Below are 17324 nucleotides of genomic sequence, written 5' to 3'. Positions count from 1 at the left end.
CCCGAGCGCCCAGCCCCGACCTGGTCACGACTCCGGGGGCGGACTGTCGAGGCCCCGTAGCTGCTCCTCGGCTGCCTGCCGGTATCGCGGCACAATCTCCACGGCGAGCACGTCACGCATCTGCTGGCGGGCACCTTCGAGATCTCCAGCGTCTCGGAGACTCGTCATCCGGTACATCGAGCGCAGGAACCGGCTTTGAGCCTCTCGGAAGCGAGAGAGAATCATCCCCATCAGGGCCTCGGCGCCTTTCGGGCTCTTTAGGGCCTCTTCCGTCTCGGCTTCGCTGATAGCTGCCGTGGGGGCGGTCCGGTGTAGAAGGGCGCATAGGTCATCGGTGAGTTCCAGGGCGTGTCCCTTCTGGATGCGTTGCGCGAGAACGGCGAGTTGCGGCCGGTCGGGCAGGTTCGGATTGAGCCGCCCGGTCGCGAGCACCTCCGCCAGCCCAGCCGATTTCTTGAGGGTTCTTTCGGCCTGCGCCCGGTAGAAAGGGACAATCTCCACGGCGAGCACGTCGCGCATGACTTGTTGCGCCCCGTCGAAGTCCCCTTGCTGCTGAAGCTCATTCACACGGTCTCGGGCTTCGTCGAGTCGATTTGACCCTTCCCCAATACGGCGGTGAATCTCTCGAAGCAGCGTCATTGCGGTGGAGTGACTACGCAACGCATCTTCCGCGTCCTGCTGACTGATGGCCGCCTGCTGTGCAGTCCGCGAAAGGAGGGCGCGCATCTCGTCGTTGAGTTCCAACGGGGCGCCGTTCTCAAGAATGTCGCGACACAGCACCCATACATCATCCAAGTCCATCTCTTCGGCCATGCGCGCGCCTCCTCCTACTCTTTTCCGTGGCACTTGCCAGAAGGCCATTTGTGCTGCCCCTCACACAAGCGCAGGCAGTCGTGGCAATTCCCCGTCCAGTCGTCCTCTACGCACTCGTTGTAGTTCTCAATGCACTTCTGTTTCCACTTGGGTAGGGAAGCGTTGTTGGAGAAGTCGTCCTCGTCCTCGTCAACATCGGAGCCGGTTCTCACAGCCCGGAGCACCTGATCAACCTCGGATTGCGTCGCCCCACAAGCGCCTACCGGATCCTGTGGATGCTTCTTGATGCAACACGTCATGGTGGAGTCGCTAGGCCGGCAGTCCATCGTAGCCGCTTGCGCTAGGACTACGGGACGGCTCGACGTGTAGGCGTAGCGCGTTGTCCCACCGGAGTAGGCGTAATGCGTCCTACCAGCCGAGCAACCGGATGCAAACACCCCCCAAGGTAGAGCGCTGATGACGAAAAGGCAGGAAGTCAAGTTTCTCATGTGGCCAGCGTAGAATAGTCCCTTTTTGAGATGCTACGACGGGCCCACGCGCGGGGGGCTGGCCGCTCCCATCCCTTATCTGGTAGGTTGACCCGCGATATGCGGAACTTCTTACCTCTCCGGTCTACTCTGCTTCTCGTCCTCATGGCGCCCGTTGCCATGGCCCGTGGACGCGATCCCAACGTTTGGAGCGCCTATGTTCGTGGGCGCCCTGACGAATGGGTTCGTCGGTTGAATGTGACCCCCGAGGCAGTAACCGTCCTCCGGTTCCAGCAGCCTTGCGACCGAGAAGGAACAAAGATCCTGGGCTGGGAAGGTCGCTTCGAGCCTGTGGAGTGTGCCGGGAAAAAGGTGCTTGTTGAGCCGCTTCAGGCCCTTGACCCGGAAGATCGCTTCCTGATGGTCGTGAAGCTAGCGGATGGGACAGAAGTACCCTTCACCCTGATGCGTGCCACAAAAAAGGAAGGAGAGTGGCCCGACCAGCAGGTGAACGTCTTCATCGAACCGGACACCCACGAATCACTCCAAAAGGACCTCGAAGAGACCCGCAAGCGGGAAGAGGCGCTTTCGGAAGTTGTCGAGCGGCGTTATCGAGAGGACACGGCAGACCACGCGCTCGCAAAACTCCTGGTGACAGGGGACATCAAGCAGACCGCGCTCGTTCAACGGGAGAAGTGGGTACTCAAGGGCCGGTCCGCGCGAATTGTCGCTCGCGTCTACGGGGGTAAGACGAAAGCAGCGGTTCTGTTCACCGTGACGAACCGCGACCCGTCTAAGCCCTGGAGTTTGGCAGAGGCTCGCCTACGAGCCATGCGCCCAGGAGAGGACCAAAGCCCACCCTTCCTGTTTGGCGAGGCGAGACCGTTTGCCCTACGTGCCGACTGCGACGAGATCGCCCCGGGCGAGACCGGGAGCATTGCGGTCGTAGTGGACCGGAACGCCTTCCATACTGAGACTGGGCTCGTTAAGACCCTTGCCTTGGAAATCTACCGCCAAGATGGCCTGCTAGATACCCACGTGGTCCTGGATCGTCGGCTTCTCCGCGAGTAATACCCCCAAGCATGCCGCCGACCAGAGCACCCATACTCTCCTCTTTGGTTCTCCTTCTCGCTACTGCTGGGTGCCCGTCCGGGGGCATCCCGTTGCGCACAGACGGAAGCCCTGGATCTGAAAAGTGCTCGGATGAGGCCCTAAAGACAATGCGGATTCTGCGGATGCACGTTGGGGCCTCTGCGGACGTGGAACTCGACGCCAACCAAATCGACGCGAGCCCCATCACGCTCTACGATGGACCGGTAGAGAGCTACCTTGATGGCTCGCTCGGCAACTTGGACCCGGGGACCCGTTTGTACGGGCGGGTGTGGACGAGTGGACCGCAAGTTGTCGTCCGGTACTACGAGGCGAAGCCCCCGGACGGAGAAACTGTGGCCATTTGCGCTGTTGCCCGGCTTGGGAAAGGCCAACTCCGGAAGCTTCCTGAGTCAAAGCCCGGAACGGCCATGCTCGATTACTCGGGCGCCTCGGTCTATGTGGTCGATTCGTTCCGGTGAGCGCCGGACCCCTGCCCGAACGCTCCGCCGGTCGGTTCACCTCGGGTGCGTGCCCCGTGTAGTGTGGAATGTAGCTGCGAGCGCCAGAGGAGACCTGAATTGATGGTTTTTGACCCCCATCAATCCAGGAGCAGGGGAGTAAACAATTAGTACCAACGAGCAATCACATAGTTGTCGATGGGATTCAAACATCCACTTCGATGATGACCCTGAATGCCACGTTCATAACGGGAGCGCCTTCCTGCCAAGCATAGACAGGTTTCAATATCAGACCGTGGTCGTCCCATGTCTGCGCTTTCATGCTCGGGAGCCGGTAGGTTGCGGCCACCGCCTATCCAGGGAGAGGCCCATGCACCGTCCCGCAGCAGTCGCAGCCCTCTGTCTCACGCTGTCCGCGTGCGCCTCCGGCCCGCGCAGCGCCGAGGCGCTGCTGCTGCAGCATCCGACCGCGACGTCCACGCCGGCGCCCACCCCTGCGGGCCCGGCCGTGCCCACCTCTGCGGCCCCGGCCGTACCCGCCCCGGCGAGCGAGACGCTGGCCGCGGACACGCTGCGCACCATGCCCGGCGGCGCGACGTTCACCGCGCCCTCGGGCTGGACGGTGACCACGCGCGAGGCCTCGGTCCTCCTCGAGCCGCCCGAGAAGGATACCCGGGTGGTGCTGGTGGACGTAGGCACCGCGGCGGACGCGGACGCGGCGGTGGCGGCGGCGTGGAAGGCAGCCGACCCCGCCATGCAGCGCAAGCTCCAACTCGCCACGCCGGGGCCGGGCCGCGACGGCTGGGAGGAACTCCGCAGCTACACCTACGAGACCTCGCCCAACGAGAAGCGCACCGTGTACGCGATGGCGCTGCGCGCGGGCGGCGCGTGGACTGTCATCCTCGTCGACGGCACGAACGCCACGCTGGAGCGGCGCGATGCGCCCACGGGCCTGCTCATCGGCAGCCTGCGTCCCAAGGGCTACGCGCGCGAGTCCTTCGCCGGCAAGAAGCCGCACCCGCTGGACGCCGCCCGTGTGGAGGCGATGCGTTCGTTCGTGGATCGCTCGGCGAAGGAGCTCGAGGTGCCGGGCGTCGGCTTCAGCCTCATCCAGGACGGCAAGGTCGTCTTCGAGGGCGGCGTGGGCGTGCGCGAGCTGGGCAAGCCGCAGAAGGTGGACGCGGACACGCTCTTCATGGCGGGCTCCAACACCAAGGCTCTCACCACGCTGCTGCTCGCGCGGCTGGTGGACGCGAAGAAGCTCGCGTGGGAGCAGCCGGTGGTGCAGGTGGACCCGTCCTTCAAGCTGGGCGACGCGGACACCACGTCGCGGGTGCTGGTGAAGCACCTCATCTGCGCGTGTACGGGCATGCCGCGGCAGGACATGGAGTTGTACTTCGAGTACGAGAACGCCACGCCAGCCTCCTCGATGAAGCTGCTGGGCACGATGCAGCCCACGAGCAAGTTCGGCGAGGTGTTCCAGTACAGCAACCTGATGGCGGCGGCCGCGGGCTTCGTGGGTGGTCGGTTGCTGTACCCGAATCGTGAGCTGGGCGCGGCCTACGACGCGGCGATGGACAGCCAGGTGTTCAAGCCGCTCGGGATGACGGACACCACCTTCGACTTCGCGCGCGCGCTGCGCCGCAACCATGCGAGCCCGCACGGGTGGGACGTGGACGGGCGCACGGTGGTGGAGAAGATGGACCTCAACTACGAGGTGGTGCCGATGCGGCCCGCGGGCGGGGTGTGGACGAGCGTGCGCGACCTGTCGCGCTACGTGCAGTTGGAGCTCGCGCGCGGCGCGCTGCCCGACGGCAAGCGGCTCGTCTCCGAGGAGAACCTGCTCGCGCGCTACGCGCCCCAGGTGTCGGTGGGTGAGGACGTGACGTACGGCATGGGCCTGGGGGTGGACCGCACCTCGGGCGCCACGGTGGTGCACCATGGCGGCGGCATCTTCGGCTACCACAGCGACATGCTGTGGCTGCCAGAGGCGGGTGTGGGCGCCGTCATCCTTACGAACGCGGACTCCGGCGCCTTCATGCTCGGCGCCTTCAGGCGCCGGCTTCTCGAGGTGCTCTACGACGGCCGGCCCGAGGCCGAGGAGGACGTGAAGGCGCGGGCCCAGTCGCTGCGCACGACGATTCAGCGCGCTCGCGAGCGCCTCACGCTGCCGCCCGACCCCGAGGCCGTGCGCGCGCTCGCCCCGCGCTACCACAGCGACGCGCTGGGCGACCTCGCGGTGCGCACCGGGCGCGACGGGCGCACCATCTTCGACCTCGGTGAGTGGAGCACCGCCGTCGCCACGCGCAAAGAGGAGGACGGCAGCCTCACCTTCGTGAGCATCGAGCCGGGCAACGTGGGTACGGAGTTCGTCGTCACCAACCGCGAGGGCCGCCGCGCCCTCGTCGTGCGCGACGAGCAGCACGAGTACGTCTTCGACGAGGTGGCCCCGGAGCGCTGAGGCGAGCGCCGGGCCCGGGCGGCGGACAGCAGTGCGCGGGACGCCGCCGCCCGGAGCGCCGCGATGCGTCCGTTGCGGAGTCCGTGACGGACCCAGACGCAACCGGAGGGCGTATAGGTGGGATGGGGGCCCTGCGGAGGGAGAGGGTCGCTCTACGTCGTGAACGCGTTTCGCTGAGCGCCAGCGGCGCTCCGGCGCTCCAGGGCCATGGACACGGCGAAGAAGGTCAATCCTCCGATGGCCATGGCCGCGCCCACCACCCCCGTGGCGTTCCAGCCGAAGCCCGCGGAGATCACCAGGCCCCCGAACCAGGCCCCAAGCGCGTTGGCGAGATTGAAGGCCGAGTGGTTGAGCGACGCGGCCAGAGTCTGTGCATCGGCGGCGACGTCCATGAGCCGCGTCTGCAACCCCGGCACCAGCGCGAAGCCCATGCCGAGCGCGAAGGCGGACAGCGACGCGGCCCACGGGTTGCGCGCGGTGAGCCAGAACGACATGAGCGTGAGGACGTTCCAGAGCAGCGCCGCGACGATCGTCTTCGGCAGCGAGCGGTCCGCGAACGAGGCGCCCACCAGATTGCCCACGACCATTCCGAGCCCCACGCCCGACAGGACGAAGGGGACGAGCGTCACGCGCAGTCCCGCCAGCTCGGTCATCGTCGGCGTGATGTACGTATAGACGGCGAACAAGCCTCCGAAGCCCACCGAGCCCACGCCCAGGGTCAGCCAGACCTGTACGCGCCGCAGCGCTCCGAGCTCACGCAGCGGACTGGCCCCCTCGACGGCGGCCGACCTCGGGATGTTGAGCAGCGTGAGCAACCAGGCGCTCGCGGCGATCCCTCCGATGAGCAGGTACGCGGTGCGCCAGCTCGCGTACTGGCCGATCCCTGTGGCCAGGGGCGAGCCCACGACGCACGCGATCGTCAAGCCGAGCATGAGCCGTCCGACGGCACGTGCCCGCGCCGCGGGCCCCGCCAGGTCCGCCACCACGAGCGCCGCCATGCCGAAGAAGGTGCCGTGGGGAAAGCCCGAGAGGAAGCGCAGCACCATCAGGCTCTCGTAGGAGCGGGCCACCGCGCTCGCGATGTTCCCGAGCGCCAGGGCGGCCATCATTCCCAGCAGCGCGCGGTGGCGCGGGAGCCTGGCGCACGCTACCGCGAGCACGGGCGCTCCAATCATCACGCCGAGCGCATACGCGCTGATGACATGCCCCGCTTGTGGCACGGAGATGTGCAGCTCCCGGGCGACGTCCGGCAGCAGGCCCATGATGGAGAACTCGCTCGTGCCGATGGCGAAGCCTCCGAGCGCCAGCGCGAACTCGGTCCAACGGGTCTGGGTGCGCGGCACGGCGGACGACGGGGCAGGGGTGGCCGTGGCGGTGGTGGAGACGGGAGAATGCATGGAGGGCCTTGGGATGAGCGTGCTTGCTGGCTTTCGGAACCAATGCCAGGACGGCATACGATATGAATCGTGTCACGTTCCGAATCAGGCATACTCTATATGAAGCAGGGAGGCGATATGCACGATCCGGCGGATTCGAAGCCTGAACGGGTGAAAGAGGTAGGACGCACGCTCACCCGTGAGCGGCGCAAGCGGATCCTGGATGCCCTGGCGAGCGACCAGCGTGTCCTGGCGAGTGACCTGGCGGCCCGATTCGGCGTGTCGGAGGACACGGTCCGTCGCGACCTGCGCGAGCTCGCCGAGGAGGGGCTGCTGCGACGTGTCTACGGGGGCGCGGTTCCTCGGTCACCGACCTCGCTCACCTATGCGGGACGGCGGAGCGAGTCGGTGGAGGCCAAGAGCGCCATCGCCGCCACAGCGGCCCGCTTCCTGCTCCCCGGTCAGGTGGTGTTCTTCGACGCGGGGACCACGGCCATGGCGGTCGCGACGCACGTGCCGAAGGAGCTGGCGTTGACGGTGGTGACCCACAGCCTGCCCGTCGCCTCGGCGTTGGCGGAGCATCCGACGGTCGAGGTCATCGTGCTCGGGGGGAGGCTGCTCAAGGAGTCACTCGCCATGTACGGGGCCGAGGTGGTCGATGGCTACCGCGGGGTGCGCGCGGACGTGTGCGTGCTGGGGACCGCGAGCGTGCACCCGGAGCTCGGCCTGGGCGTCTTCAGTCACGAGGACGCCCAGGTCAAACGCGCGATGGTGAGCACGGCCGCGGAGGTGATGGTCGTCGCCGCGGGCGAGAAGCTGGGCACCACGGCCCCATACCTCGTGGGGCCGCTGTCGCTGGTGGATCGGCTCGTGACGGACAGCGCCGCGCCCGACGAAATGACGCGGGCCCTGTCGCACGCGGGCATCGAGATCGTGCGCGGGTGACGGGGCCCGCCCTCCGTCAGTGGTCGCTGAGCAGCGCCGCGAGCTTGTCCTGCAGGCCCAGGTGACTCGCGGCGAACTCCAGCATCCGCCGCTCCTTGCGATCGATCCGCCCGTCCACGAGCGCCATGTCCACGAGGTTCTTCAGGAAGACCTCGGCCTCGGGCGTGCCGCGCTGCACGAGCCGGGTGAACAGCCCCGGCCCCGCGTTGATGGCCATTTCCACGTTGCTCCAGGGCACGCTCCAGCGGCGCGCGCAGTCCTCCAGGAGCTTGCGCTCGGTGCGATCCACCTGCCCATCCGCACTGGCGAGCGCGGCCATCATGTAGAGCAACCGCTGGCGCTCCTGGGGATCCGTGATGACGTCGTCCCCGTGCTTCGACGCGGGCGCGGATTCGGGCTCCACGGGCGTCACGCCCTCGAGGGGAATGGCGCGCCGCTGCCGGGGAGGCGCCACGTCGTAGCGCCGCTGCGCGCGGGCGTCCCACGATTCGAAGGGATCGGCCGAGGCCAGCACCCAGTCGCGCTCGCCGCGGCCCAGCTCCGTGCCGCAGTAGTCGCAGGTGATGGCGGCCGAGTCCGTCAGGGCGGCGTTGCACTGGGGGCAGCGCGAGGTGGACATGCCGTTGTCCGTGTTGGTGCGAGCGCCATGCTTGCGCACGAGCGTGAACACCCAGCGCTGGGGCACGGTGGGCAGGGTGGGGGGCTTGCCGTCCACGGGCCCCTGGCCCATGCGCGCGCTCCAGCGCACCTCGACGTGGGCCTGGTCGAACCCGCCCGGCACCACGTCGAAGCCCCGGGTGGTGACTCCGCCCACGGCGCACTCGAGGAACACCCGGCGCAGGCGCCGCTGCCGCAACTGCTCCAGGTCCTCGTTCAGCCGGGAGATGAACTCGGGGGCCGCCACCTTGTTCAGACCCTGGGTGTGGGTGCGGCTCTGGGCGTCCACCCACTTCCAGAACAGGAGCGAGGCCCGGTCCTCGAGGACTTGCAGGTTGAGGGCGGGATCGGCCTCGCGCGCCGCGAGCAGGTGATCCACCTGGGCGTAGTGGCGCACGTACTCCATGCCCTGGGTGATCTCCGAGAGCGTCCAGTCGTAGTTGCCCGAGTTGACGATGGCGTCGCAGTAGCCGCAGCGGTTGGAGGCGCCGCCGTTGTACGGGGCGCCGCAGTTGGGGCACTTGCCCTGGAAGAGATCCTCGCCGATGCGCGTCTTCACCCCGGGCTTGCGCACGAAGGACCAGACCTCGGTGAAGACCTCGGGGGGCACGCGCCGGGCGGCGGCGATGGCCTCCTCGTCCGAGGCGGAGGCGGCCACGTCGTTGTCGCGCATCTGGGCGCGCACGCGCAGGTGCACGGTATCGAACCACTCGCTCTGGTCGAGCCCAATGAGCTGCACGTCCAGCACCTGGATGTCGGTGATGGCGTCGCGCACGCCCTGGGCGCGCATGAGCTGCAACTGCACGTCGAAGCGCTGGGCGGTGGCGTCCGAGAGGAAGGGACGCACGGGGGACATGTCGCGCTGGAACCAGGCCTCTTGCACCTGGAGGAAGAGCTGGCGCGTCTTGTCGAGCAGGGCTTGCGGCTCGAACTGGGGATCCTTGAGGCGCAGCGCGTTGACCCAGCCCTGCACGTCCCGGGAGGAGAAGGTGGTGCGGTACTCGGCCTCGCGCTGCTGGAGCGCGCGCTGGGTGGCGCCCGTGGGGTGGAGGTTCTTGCGGTAGAAGTGCCAGCCCAACCAGCACAGCCCGATGAGCGGCAGCATGATGTGCGGGTAGCGGAAGGTGAACCGCACGAGCTCGAAGATGAGCCAGATGGGAATGCCGCCCCCGCCGCCATCCGAGTCATGGTCCCGGGAGGGGGCGGTGTAGTGCTCACCCCCTCCACCGCGGGCATCGGCCACGAGGGGGAGGAGCAACAGGGGCCCGAGACTCGCGAGGAGCCAGGGAGCCCGGCGGACGAGGGAGCTGGGGAGCGCGGTTCGCATCACCCCCAACACTAACCGTTTCCGCCTTGTCAGGTCCCGGGACTCGCCGCAGGCTGGCGGCCGAGTGGCGGCCCGGTGGAGGGCCGGTCTTCAGGGAGGGGTACATGGCGGAGTTCAAGGTCGACGCACGCGGACCCATCGAGATCTGGACCATTGACGGCGAGGGGCGGCGCAACGCCATCAGCCGGGCGATGCTGGCGGAGCTGGAGGCGCTGGTGGGCCGGGTGTCCCAGGGGCACGACACGCGCGCGGTGATCATCACCGGGGCGGGGGACAAGGCGTTCTGCGCGGGAGCGGACCTCAAGGAGCGCGGCACCATGAGCGAGCCCGAGGTGCGCGCCTTCCTGGACGGGTTGCGGCGCACCTTCCGGGCGATCGAGAAGAGCGATTGCGTGTTCATCGCGGCGCTCAACGGGGCGGCGTTCGGCGGGGGCACGGAGCTGGCGCTCGCGTGTGACATGCGGGTGGCGGCGCCCGCGGCCGAGCTGGGGCTCACCGAGGTGAAGCTGGGCATCATCCCCGGCGGTGGCGGGACGCAGCGGCTCACGCGACTGGTGGGCCCCGGGCGGGCCAAGGATCTCATCCTCACCGGGCGGCGGCTCAACGCGGCGGAGGCCTTCAGCATCGGGCTGGTGGGCCGGCTGGCGCCCGAGGGGCACCTCTTGGACACGGCGTATTCGCTCGCGGAGAGCATCGTGGAGAACGCGCCCCTGGCGGTGGCCACGGCCAAGCACGCCATCGACGAGGGCGTGTCGCTGGAGCTGGACGCGGCGCTCGCGCTGGAGCTGCGGCACTACGAGACGGTGCTCGCCACCGAGGACCGTCTCGAGGGCCTCAAGGCCTTCGCCGAGAAGCGCAAGCCCGTCTACAAGGGTCGCTGAGGCGCGGGCGCGGCGTCCCCCGGGGTCTCAGCTCGCGGCCCCGGGCTCGAAGCGCGCGAGGAAGACCTTGAACTGGAGCGAGAGGAAGATCGGACGCGGCGCCACCAGTCCCACCTGGGCGAACATCGCGAACAGGGCGGCATCGGACTCGATGGGCCGCATCTTCGCGAAGGCCTGGCGCCGATGCTCCAGTGACTCCGGGGGGAGGCCATACGCCCGCCATCGCCGCAGCTCCACGTTCATCAGCTCGGGGTCCATGCCGACGCGGCAGCCCAGGACGAGGGGGGCTCCGGGCTTGAGCCGCCGGGTCACCTCACGCAGCAGCTCGACGCGGGCCTCCGTGCCTTCCACATGGTGCAGCACCCCCATCATCTGCGCGCCATCGAACGGGGGCCCGGGGGGCAGGGTGTGCAGCTCGCCGACGTGCAGGTTCGTCCGGGAGAGCATTCCCTCGGCTTCCAGGCGCTTGCGGGCGACGGCGAGCATGGCCTCGGAGGGATCGATGCCCGTGAAGCGCCAGCCCGGCACGTCGAACCGTTGGTAGGGCATCAACTCCGCGCCCGTGCCCAGTCCCACGAAGAGCAGCGACGCGGCGTCCTGGCCGTCGAGCTGAGCAGTCAGCGCGCTGACGCCGAGCTCATACATGGCCTGGGCGCCGGCGAGGGTGACGGACGCCTGGGTGTCGTAGTGGACGGCGCGGTCGGCGCCAAAGCCCGGAACGATGTGGTGGACGGAGGGGTCGGAGTGCTGGTGGGCCATGATGCATCCTCGGGGGGCCCGCGGGAGGCGGGCGATGTGGAGGGAGGATGCGTCGGGACGTGAAGCCGCGGGAGAGCGGGGATTCAGGGCGGATCGGCGGGAATTTCGGTCACCCCCCGCCCATGCTCAGCCCTGGATGAACGCGCGTGGGCCCGAAGGGGACTCCGAGCCCGCGCGGACGGCCGCCGCTCAGGCGTTGCGGCGCACCATGGCCACGTCGTAGTGGCGCCCGGTGATCTCACCCGTGGCCGACGAGCCCGGCCGGTACAGGCCACCGGTGCGCTCGTCCACGTAGAAGCGGTTGTTGGGGTTGGTGTCCTGGCCCTTGCTGGCGTGGCGGGTGCCCGGATCGTGGAAGGTGTAGTAGGTGCGGCCCTTGTCGTCCGTGCCCCGGCCGGTGATGGTGACGAAGTGGTCCGTCAGCCCGTCCGCGTTGTAGCTGGCGTCCTTGTGGCTGACGCCCACCACCACGGGCTTGCCCGCGTTGAGCTGCTGGTCGATGTAGTTGCGGCCCTGGGCGGCCTTCTGCGAGTTCACCGTGAGCCGGCCCTTGCTGTCCTCGCTGGTGCCGAGCTGGATGCGCTGATCCGGCCCCGTCACCGTGGCGCCCGCAGCCTTGGCCATCGCCGTGGCCGCCTTGAAGCACGCCGTGTCGCTCGGCGTGTAGCCGTGGCCGCCCTCGAACTGGCTGTAGAAGGGCACCTGCACCTTCTTCGCCGCCTTGTTGTCCCCGGTGGGCTTCACCTGCTCGGTCTGGGCCGGGGTCGGCGCCTGGGTGGTGCCACCCTCGCGCTCGCGCGCCAGCCGGGACAGGGCGTCCCTGGACTCGCTCTTGTAGCGGTCGGAGACCCCCTGCTGAACGTCCTTCGAGCTGCTCGAGAAGTACACCAGCTCGCCGCTGCCGTTCTTGCGGCCGCGCTCGGCGTAGATGTCCTTGATGAGCTGCTCGTCACTCACCTTGGCGGGATCCCTCCCGGCGAGCGCGCGCTTGAAGATGTCGTCGGCGGCCTTGGGCCCGTGCTGCACCGAGGTGGACCAGGCCACGTCGCGCAGCGCCTGCGAGCGCTGGTTGACGTCGAGGCCCGTGGCCTTCTTGATCTCCGCGGCGCCCACGTCGTAGTGGGTGGCCTTGATGTAGTCGTGCTGGGCCTTGTCGAAGCCCTGGGGATCCTTGGCCGCGAGTTGCTTCCAGGCGGCGGAGAACTCCTTGGTGCCGGGGGCATGGCCGGACAGCGCGGCGTGGTAGTCCGGGTGGCTGGTGCGCAGCGAATCGACGAAGGCCTTCGCCGAGCCGTTCTTGGACGCGAACTGGTACGAGCCGTAGGACACGCCGCCGTGGTCGCCCTTGCCGGTGGAGACCGTGCCCGGGCCGCGCGCCTCGTACTTGCGGCTCAGGCTGCCCAGCTCCTCGTTGGCGGCCGGGGTGGAGGGCGTGGACGGCTTGCCGCCGACCGGGTCCGCTCCGCCCGTCGAGCCCGAGCCGCCCGGCACCGTGAGCGTCTGCCCGGTGGAGATCCTGTTCGGGTTCTGGATGTCGTTGGCCTTGGCCAGCGCCGATACCGTGGTGTGCAGGTTCTTGGCGATCTCCGACAGCGTGTCTCCCGGACGGACCGTGTAGCTGCCACCCTGGGTGGACGCCTGGGGCGCGCCGTCCCCGTCCTTGGGCAGGGAGGGGCGGGGCTTGCTCTCGAAGTTGTCGGGGACCTTGATCGTCTGCCCGGCGGCGAGCTTGTCCGGGTTCTTGATGCCATTGCTCTTGGCGAGCTCGGCGACCGTGGTGTTGTAGCGCGCGGCGATGGCCGACAGCGTGTCTCCCGAGCGAACCTTGTAGTTACTCACTCCCGTCATGAACCGACTCCGCCTGGGCAGGCCACGTCCCTACCGGGGCCGTGGAGGTGATTTTCAGGATCATCGAACTTTCGCTGAGAAAGTTTCCTCCCATTTTCTCAAAGGGACCACCCACGGAGAGCGTGGATGAGGCGGTAGGCTCACCGGCCGAGTCGTCCGAAAGGGAGAACGAACCGATGGGCAATGCGATGCGTCACTGGATGGGAATCGTGGTGGGGATGGGCGCCCTGGCGGCGGGGGCGCAGCCGGCGGGGGATGTAACAGGCGTGTACAAGGCGGCGGGTGGGAAGCTGGCCATCGTCCAGGGCGACAACGAGACGCTGGTGCACTACCAGGGCTCGTTTCCCCAGGGAGACAGCGCGGGCACGTGCGAATGCACCCTGGTGGTGAAGAGCAAGACGGCCACGCGCTGGACGCTGGCGGGCCCGGACCTGGCGCCCGGCAAGCTGAGCCTGGACGTCGCGCCGGGACGCTTCGTGCTGGCGGGAACCAACCCGGGCTGCTGTGGCGCCGGGTGGCCGGGCCGTGAGGAGTTCTCGCGCGCCCAGGCGGCCACGCCTCCCGCGTCGTGCAAGGTGAGCGCGCCTCGCGTGTACTTCCAGGCCACGGACGAGGGCAACACCCAGCGCAAGGCGTACGTGGTGCAAGGCGACACGGTGGAGGCCTATCTCCCCGCCACCGAGCCGGACCTGGTGCCCGCGCGCTTCAAGGGAAAGAAGACGACGGCGGGATTGCTCCAGCGCACCCAGCTCGAGTGCACGGCCGCCCCGGCCGCCGCGGCCCCGCCCGCGGTGAAGGCCGAGCAACTCCAGCCGCTCGCTGGCAAGTGGGTGGAGCTCACGAAGAAGGGCAAGGGCTACGTCATCTTCAAGCCCTGCTCGGCGGAGACCCGTGCCTTCACCGTGCAGCCGGACGGCGCGCGGGTGGAGATCCAGCTCGGGCAGGAGAGCACGAGCGCCCAGGTGACGAAGCTCCAGCCCGGCGCGAGCACCGGGGCCTACGTGTTGGAGCTCACCCCGGAAGGCGGCCAGGGTGAGCAGGTGGAGTGGAAGGTGACGGACGCGGCCAAGGGCATCGTGTCCCTCACCAGCCCCGAGCTCTTCTCCCAGAGCCACACCTACGTGCGCGACGCGAAGAAGGGCGCGTTCCGCGTGGAGGCCGAGAAGAACTGCGAGAGCGAGCACGACTAGCTCTCGCCGATTCCAAGAAACCGCGCCTCCAGGGCGTCTTCGTGGGCAGCCGCGCCCTGGTCGAGGACCTGAACCACCTCCCCGTGTGAATTCACTCGACATGTCCGGAGGAATCGATAGTGATAATCAAAATCAACTTCCGGACTCCTCGAATGAAAAGACTCCCCCTCGGCGTCCTGTTCTTCCTGGGCTGTGCCCACGCGCCCGCGCCCGCGCCGTCCACCGAGACCCCGTCCACTCCCCCGCCCAAGACGCTTCCCGCGCGGGAAGGGGAGGGGCACCTGGGTTCGCTGCGGCAGCTCACCTTCGCGGGGGAGAACGCCGAGGCGTATTGGGCCTTCTCGGGCGAGGCGCTCACCTTCCAGGCCCGGCACGAGGGGCAGCAGTGCGATCGCATCTACTGGCTGGATGCGAAGACGGGCGCGACGCGGCCCATCTCCAGCGGCGAGGGCGTCACCACGTGTGCCTACGCGCTGCCGGGAGATGACGAGGTCATCTACGCCTCGACGCACGAGTCCGGCGCCGCCTGCCCGCCCAAGCCCGACATGCGCCAGGGCTACGTGTGGCCGCTCTATGAGGGCTACGACATCTACAAGGCCCGGGCGGATGGCTCGGACCGCAGGCCCCTCACGCGCACGCCGGGTTACGACGCCGAGGCGACGGTGTGCCCGAAGGATGGCTCCATCGTCTTCACGTCCGTGCGCGACGGGGATCTGGAGCTGTACCGCATGGACGCGGACGGGGGGAACGTGAAGCGGCTCACCTTCACGCCCGGCTACGACGGCGGCGCCTTCTTCAACCGCGACTGCACGAAGATCGTCTGGCGCGCGTCGCGGCCCGCGCCGGGCAAGGAGCTGGAGGACTACCAGGCGCTGCTGGCCCAGGGGCTCGTGCGGCCCACGAAGCTGGAGCTCTATGTCGCCGACGCGGACGGCTCCAACCCCACGCAGATCACCTACCTGAACGTGGCCTCCTTCGCCCCGTCCTGGCACCCCACGCGCGAGCGCATCCTCTTCTCCACCAACTACCCGGATCCCCGCGGACGGGAGTTCGACATCTGGGCGGTGAACGTGGACGGCTCGGGCCTGGAGCGCATCACCACCGCGCCCGGCTTCGATGGCTTCCCGCTGTTCTCCCCGGACGGCAAGCAGCTCGCCTTCTCCTCCAACCGCGAGACGGCGCCGGGCCGCCAGGACACCAACGTCTTCATCGCCGAGTGGAACGACGACGTGCCGGCCACCCCGGCCGCGCTCCAGCCGGCGGATCGGGTGATGGAGGACGTGCGCTACCTCGCGGCCCCCGAGCAGGGCGGCCGGGGCGTGGACACGCCGGGGCTCGAGCAGGCGGCGCGCTACCTCGAGCAGCGCTTCACGGCGCTCGGGCTCGTGCCCGCGGGGGACAGTGGCACCTTCCGCCAGCGCTTCTCCGTCACCACCGAGGTGAAGGCCGGCACCGGCACGGCGCTGGAGCTGGGCTCTCTCCGGGCGAAGGACGAGGCGTTCCTGCCCCTGGGCTTCTCGGCCGACGGGGACGTGAGCGGCGACGTCGTGCTCGCGGGGTACGGCGTGCGCGCGAAGGAGCTGGGCGTGGATGACTACGCGGGGCTCGCGGTGAAGGGGAAGATCGTCGTCGTGCGGCGCTTCGTTCCCGATCAGCCCGCGTTCGCCTCGAGCGAGGCGCAGCGCCGCTATGGAGACCTGCGCCACAAGGCGTGGGTGGCGAAGGAGGCGGGGGCACGCGCGCTCATCGTGGTGGACTGGCCCGCGGGCGCGGCCGCGGGAGCCCACGGCACGCCCACCGAGGCACGCCTGCCGCCGCTGCGGCCCGAGGGTGCCCAGGACGCGGGCCTGCCGGTGGTCATCCTCCAGCGCGCGGGCTTCGAGCCCGTGCTCCAGCAGCTCGAGCAGAAGAAGAAGGTGCGCGGCCGGGTGGCGGTGCGGCTCGAGAAGGTGCAGAAGGACGCGTGGAACCTCGTGGGCCGGCTGCCCGCGGCGTCCCCCGAGGCGCGCGCCGGCTCCGGCGTGGTGGTGGTGGGCGCGCACTATGATCACCTGGGCACGGGCGGACGGGGCTCGCTGGCGCCCGACAGCCACGAGCCGCACCTGGGCGCGGATGACAACGCCTCGGGCGTGGCGGGCCTGCTGGAGGCGGCGCGGCTGCTCGCGGCGAAGCGGGAGCGGTTGCACCGGGACGTCTACTTCACGGCCTTCTCGGGCGAGGAGCTGGGCGTGCTGGGCTCCACGGCGTGGACGCGCTCGCCGCCCGCGGGGCTCGCGATGAAGGACGTGGTGGGGATGATCAACCTCGACATGGTGGGCCGGCTGCGCGGCAACCACCTGGCGGTGCTGGGGGTGGAGTCCGGCCAGGAGTGGCGCGACGTGCTCGCGCCCGCGTGCGCCCTGGCCCGCGTGCAATGTGATGGCTCGGGGGATGGGTATGGGCCGTCGGACCACACGCCGTTCTACGCGGCGGGCGTCCCGGTGCTGCACTTCTTCACGGGCGCGCACGGCGACTATCACAAGCCGTCCGACAGCGCGTCGCGCATCAACGCGGCGGGGCTCGCGCAGGTGGGGCTCATCGTGTCCGAGGTCGCCGCCGAGGTGAGCGCGAAGCCCGCGCGTCTCACCTACCGCAACGTGCCCGCGCCCGCGCCGGCCGGGGACATGCGCTCGTTCAACGCCTCGCTCGGCACCGTGCCGGACTACGCGCCCCCCGAGGGCACACGCGGAGTGCTGCTCGCGGGCGTGCGGCCGGGTGGGGGAGCGGACAAGGGCGGCATGAAGCGGGGGGATGTGCTCATCCGGCTCGGCACCCACGACGTGGGGAGCGTGGAGGATTTGATGTACGCGCTCAACGCCTCCAAGCCCGGCGAGACCGTCACCGCCGTCGTCCTGCGCGAGGGCCAGGAGGTGAAGCTCTCCGTGACGTTCCAGGAGAGCCAGCGACGCTGAGTTGTTGGAAAATCATCGTGCGGTGTCTTCGTGTTGTGCGACGCGATGCTGTCCGTGGATTTCGTGGACCCTCCCCGAGGGGCGTTGGGGGTTCCCTAT

12 protein-coding genes are annotated in these 17324 nt (G+C 68.9%); 7 read left to right on the top strand and 5 right to left on the bottom strand.

From position 1 onward, the window contains the following. Window positions 1-24 precede the first annotated feature (24 nt). Window positions 25-813 carry a DUSAM domain-containing protein gene (locus CYFUS_RS25830; RefSeq protein ID WP_095987650.1) on the bottom strand — a complete coding sequence of 263 codons (789 nt, stop codon included), beginning with the start codon at window positions 811-813 and terminating at the stop codon, window positions 25-27. 518 nt (window positions 814-1331) lie between these two features. On the opposite strand from CYFUS_RS25830, the gene CYFUS_RS25820 reads away from it, so the two are divergent. From CYFUS_RS25820 to CYFUS_RS25810, 3 genes are all read left to right on the top strand, one after another. Beyond that, on the top strand, window positions 1332-2351 hold the full coding sequence (locus CYFUS_RS25820; RefSeq protein ID WP_095987649.1) for a DUF2381 family protein: 1020 nt from the start codon (window positions 1332-1334) through the stop codon (window positions 2349-2351). 149 nt (window positions 2352-2500) lie between these two features. Next, the gene (locus tag CYFUS_RS25815; protein WP_332468288.1) at window positions 2501-2851 is read left to right on the top strand and encodes a hypothetical protein; all 351 of its coding nucleotides are present in this window, start codon (window positions 2501-2503) and stop codon (window positions 2849-2851) included. A 349-nt stretch (window positions 2852-3200) separates the two neighbouring features. Then, window positions 3201-5291, top strand: a complete 2091-nt coding sequence (locus CYFUS_RS25810; RefSeq protein WP_198316066.1) for a serine hydrolase domain-containing protein — start codon at window positions 3201-3203, stop codon at window positions 5289-5291. 152 nt (window positions 5292-5443) lie between these two features. Here the strand turns inward: CYFUS_RS25810 and CYFUS_RS25805 are convergent, their stop codons facing one another. Next, on the bottom strand, window positions 5444-6688 hold the full coding sequence (locus tag CYFUS_RS25805) for an MFS transporter (RefSeq protein WP_095987647.1): 1245 nt from the start codon (window positions 6686-6688) through the stop codon (window positions 5444-5446). Between the two features lie 150 nt (window positions 6689-6838). Between CYFUS_RS25805 and CYFUS_RS25800 the strand changes: the two genes are divergently transcribed. Then, entirely contained in the window at window positions 6839-7612 is a 774-nt protein-coding gene (locus tag CYFUS_RS25800) for a DeoR/GlpR family DNA-binding transcription regulator (RefSeq protein ID WP_232536794.1), read from the top strand. A 16-nt stretch (window positions 7613-7628) separates the two neighbouring features. Here the strand turns inward: CYFUS_RS25800 and CYFUS_RS25795 are convergent, their stop codons facing one another. After that, entirely contained in the window at window positions 7629-9596 is a 1968-nt protein-coding gene (locus CYFUS_RS25795) for a TIM44-like domain-containing protein (protein WP_232536793.1), read from the bottom strand. Window positions 9597-9700: 104 nt separating this feature from the next. Between CYFUS_RS25795 and CYFUS_RS25790 the strand changes: the two genes are divergently transcribed. Beyond that, complete coding sequence (locus tag CYFUS_RS25790) at window positions 9701-10477, top strand: enoyl-CoA hydratase-related protein (protein ID WP_071895884.1); 777 nt, start codon at window positions 9701-9703, stop codon at window positions 10475-10477. A 27-nt stretch (window positions 10478-10504) separates the two neighbouring features. On the opposite strand, the gene CYFUS_RS25785 is transcribed toward CYFUS_RS25790, so the two are convergent. Both CYFUS_RS25785 and CYFUS_RS25780 read right to left on the bottom strand, forming a co-directional pair. Then, window positions 10505-11236 carry a class I SAM-dependent methyltransferase gene (locus CYFUS_RS25785; RefSeq protein ID WP_095987645.1) on the bottom strand — a complete coding sequence of 244 codons (732 nt, stop codon included), beginning with the start codon at window positions 11234-11236 and terminating at the stop codon, window positions 10505-10507. Window positions 11237-11425: 189 nt separating this feature from the next. Continuing rightward, window positions 11426-13084 carry a LysM peptidoglycan-binding domain-containing protein gene (locus CYFUS_RS25780; protein WP_095987644.1) on the bottom strand — a complete coding sequence of 553 codons (1659 nt, stop codon included), beginning with the start codon at window positions 13082-13084 and terminating at the stop codon, window positions 11426-11428. A gap of 176 nt (window positions 13085-13260) precedes the next feature. On the opposite strand from CYFUS_RS25780, the gene CYFUS_RS25775 reads away from it, so the two are divergent. Next, complete coding sequence (locus CYFUS_RS25775; protein WP_095987643.1) at window positions 13261-14274, top strand: hypothetical protein; 1014 nt, start codon at window positions 13261-13263, stop codon at window positions 14272-14274. Window positions 14275-14426: 152 nt separating this feature from the next. Next, complete coding sequence (locus CYFUS_RS25770) at window positions 14427-17225, top strand: M28 family peptidase (RefSeq protein WP_095987642.1); 2799 nt, start codon at window positions 14427-14429, stop codon at window positions 17223-17225. The last annotated feature ends 99 nt before the right edge of the window (window positions 17226-17324 follow it).

Source organism: Cystobacter fuscus, assembly GCF_002305875.1.
In the GTDB taxonomy this organism is placed as follows: Bacteria; Myxococcota; Myxococcia; order Myxococcales; family Myxococcaceae; genus Cystobacter; species Cystobacter fuscus_A.
The sequence above is the reverse complement of the archived record's forward strand: the minus strand, read 5'-3'. Positions and strand labels throughout refer to the sequence as shown.

Bases quoted from the DNA above. Each gene is read 5' to 3' on its own strand.
- CYFUS_RS25830 (WP_095987650.1), bottom strand. From the start codon at position 813: ATGGCCGAAGAGATGGACTTGGATGATGTATGGGTGCTGTGTCGCGAC.
- CYFUS_RS25820 (WP_095987649.1), top strand. From the start codon at position 1,332: ATGCTACGACGGGCCCACGCGCGGGGGGCTGGCCGCTCCCATCCCTTA.
- CYFUS_RS25815 (WP_332468288.1), top strand. From the start codon at position 2,501: ATGCGGATTCTGCGGATGCACGTTGGGGCCTCTGCGGACGTGGAACTC.
- CYFUS_RS25810 (WP_198316066.1), top strand. From the start codon at position 3,201: ATGCACCGTCCCGCAGCAGTCGCAGCCCTCTGTCTCACGCTGTCCGCG.
- CYFUS_RS25805 (WP_095987647.1), bottom strand. From the start codon at position 6,688: ATGCATTCTCCCGTCTCCACCACCGCCACGGCCACCCCTGCCCCGTCG.
- CYFUS_RS25795 (WP_232536793.1), bottom strand. From the start codon at position 9,596: ATGCGAACCGCGCTCCCCAGCTCCCTCGTCCGCCGGGCTCCCTGGCTC.
- CYFUS_RS25790 (WP_071895884.1), top strand. From the start codon at position 9,701: ATGGCGGAGTTCAAGGTCGACGCACGCGGACCCATCGAGATCTGGACC.
- CYFUS_RS25785 (WP_095987645.1), bottom strand. From the start codon at position 11,236: ATGGCCCACCAGCACTCCGACCCCTCCGTCCACCACATCGTTCCGGGC.
- CYFUS_RS25780 (WP_095987644.1), bottom strand. From the start codon at position 13,084: ATGACGGGAGTGAGTAACTACAAGGTTCGCTCGGGAGACACGCTGTCG.
- CYFUS_RS25775 (WP_095987643.1), top strand. From the start codon at position 13,261: ATGGGCAATGCGATGCGTCACTGGATGGGAATCGTGGTGGGGATGGGC.
- CYFUS_RS25770 (WP_095987642.1), top strand. From the start codon at position 14,427: ATGAAAAGACTCCCCCTCGGCGTCCTGTTCTTCCTGGGCTGTGCCCAC.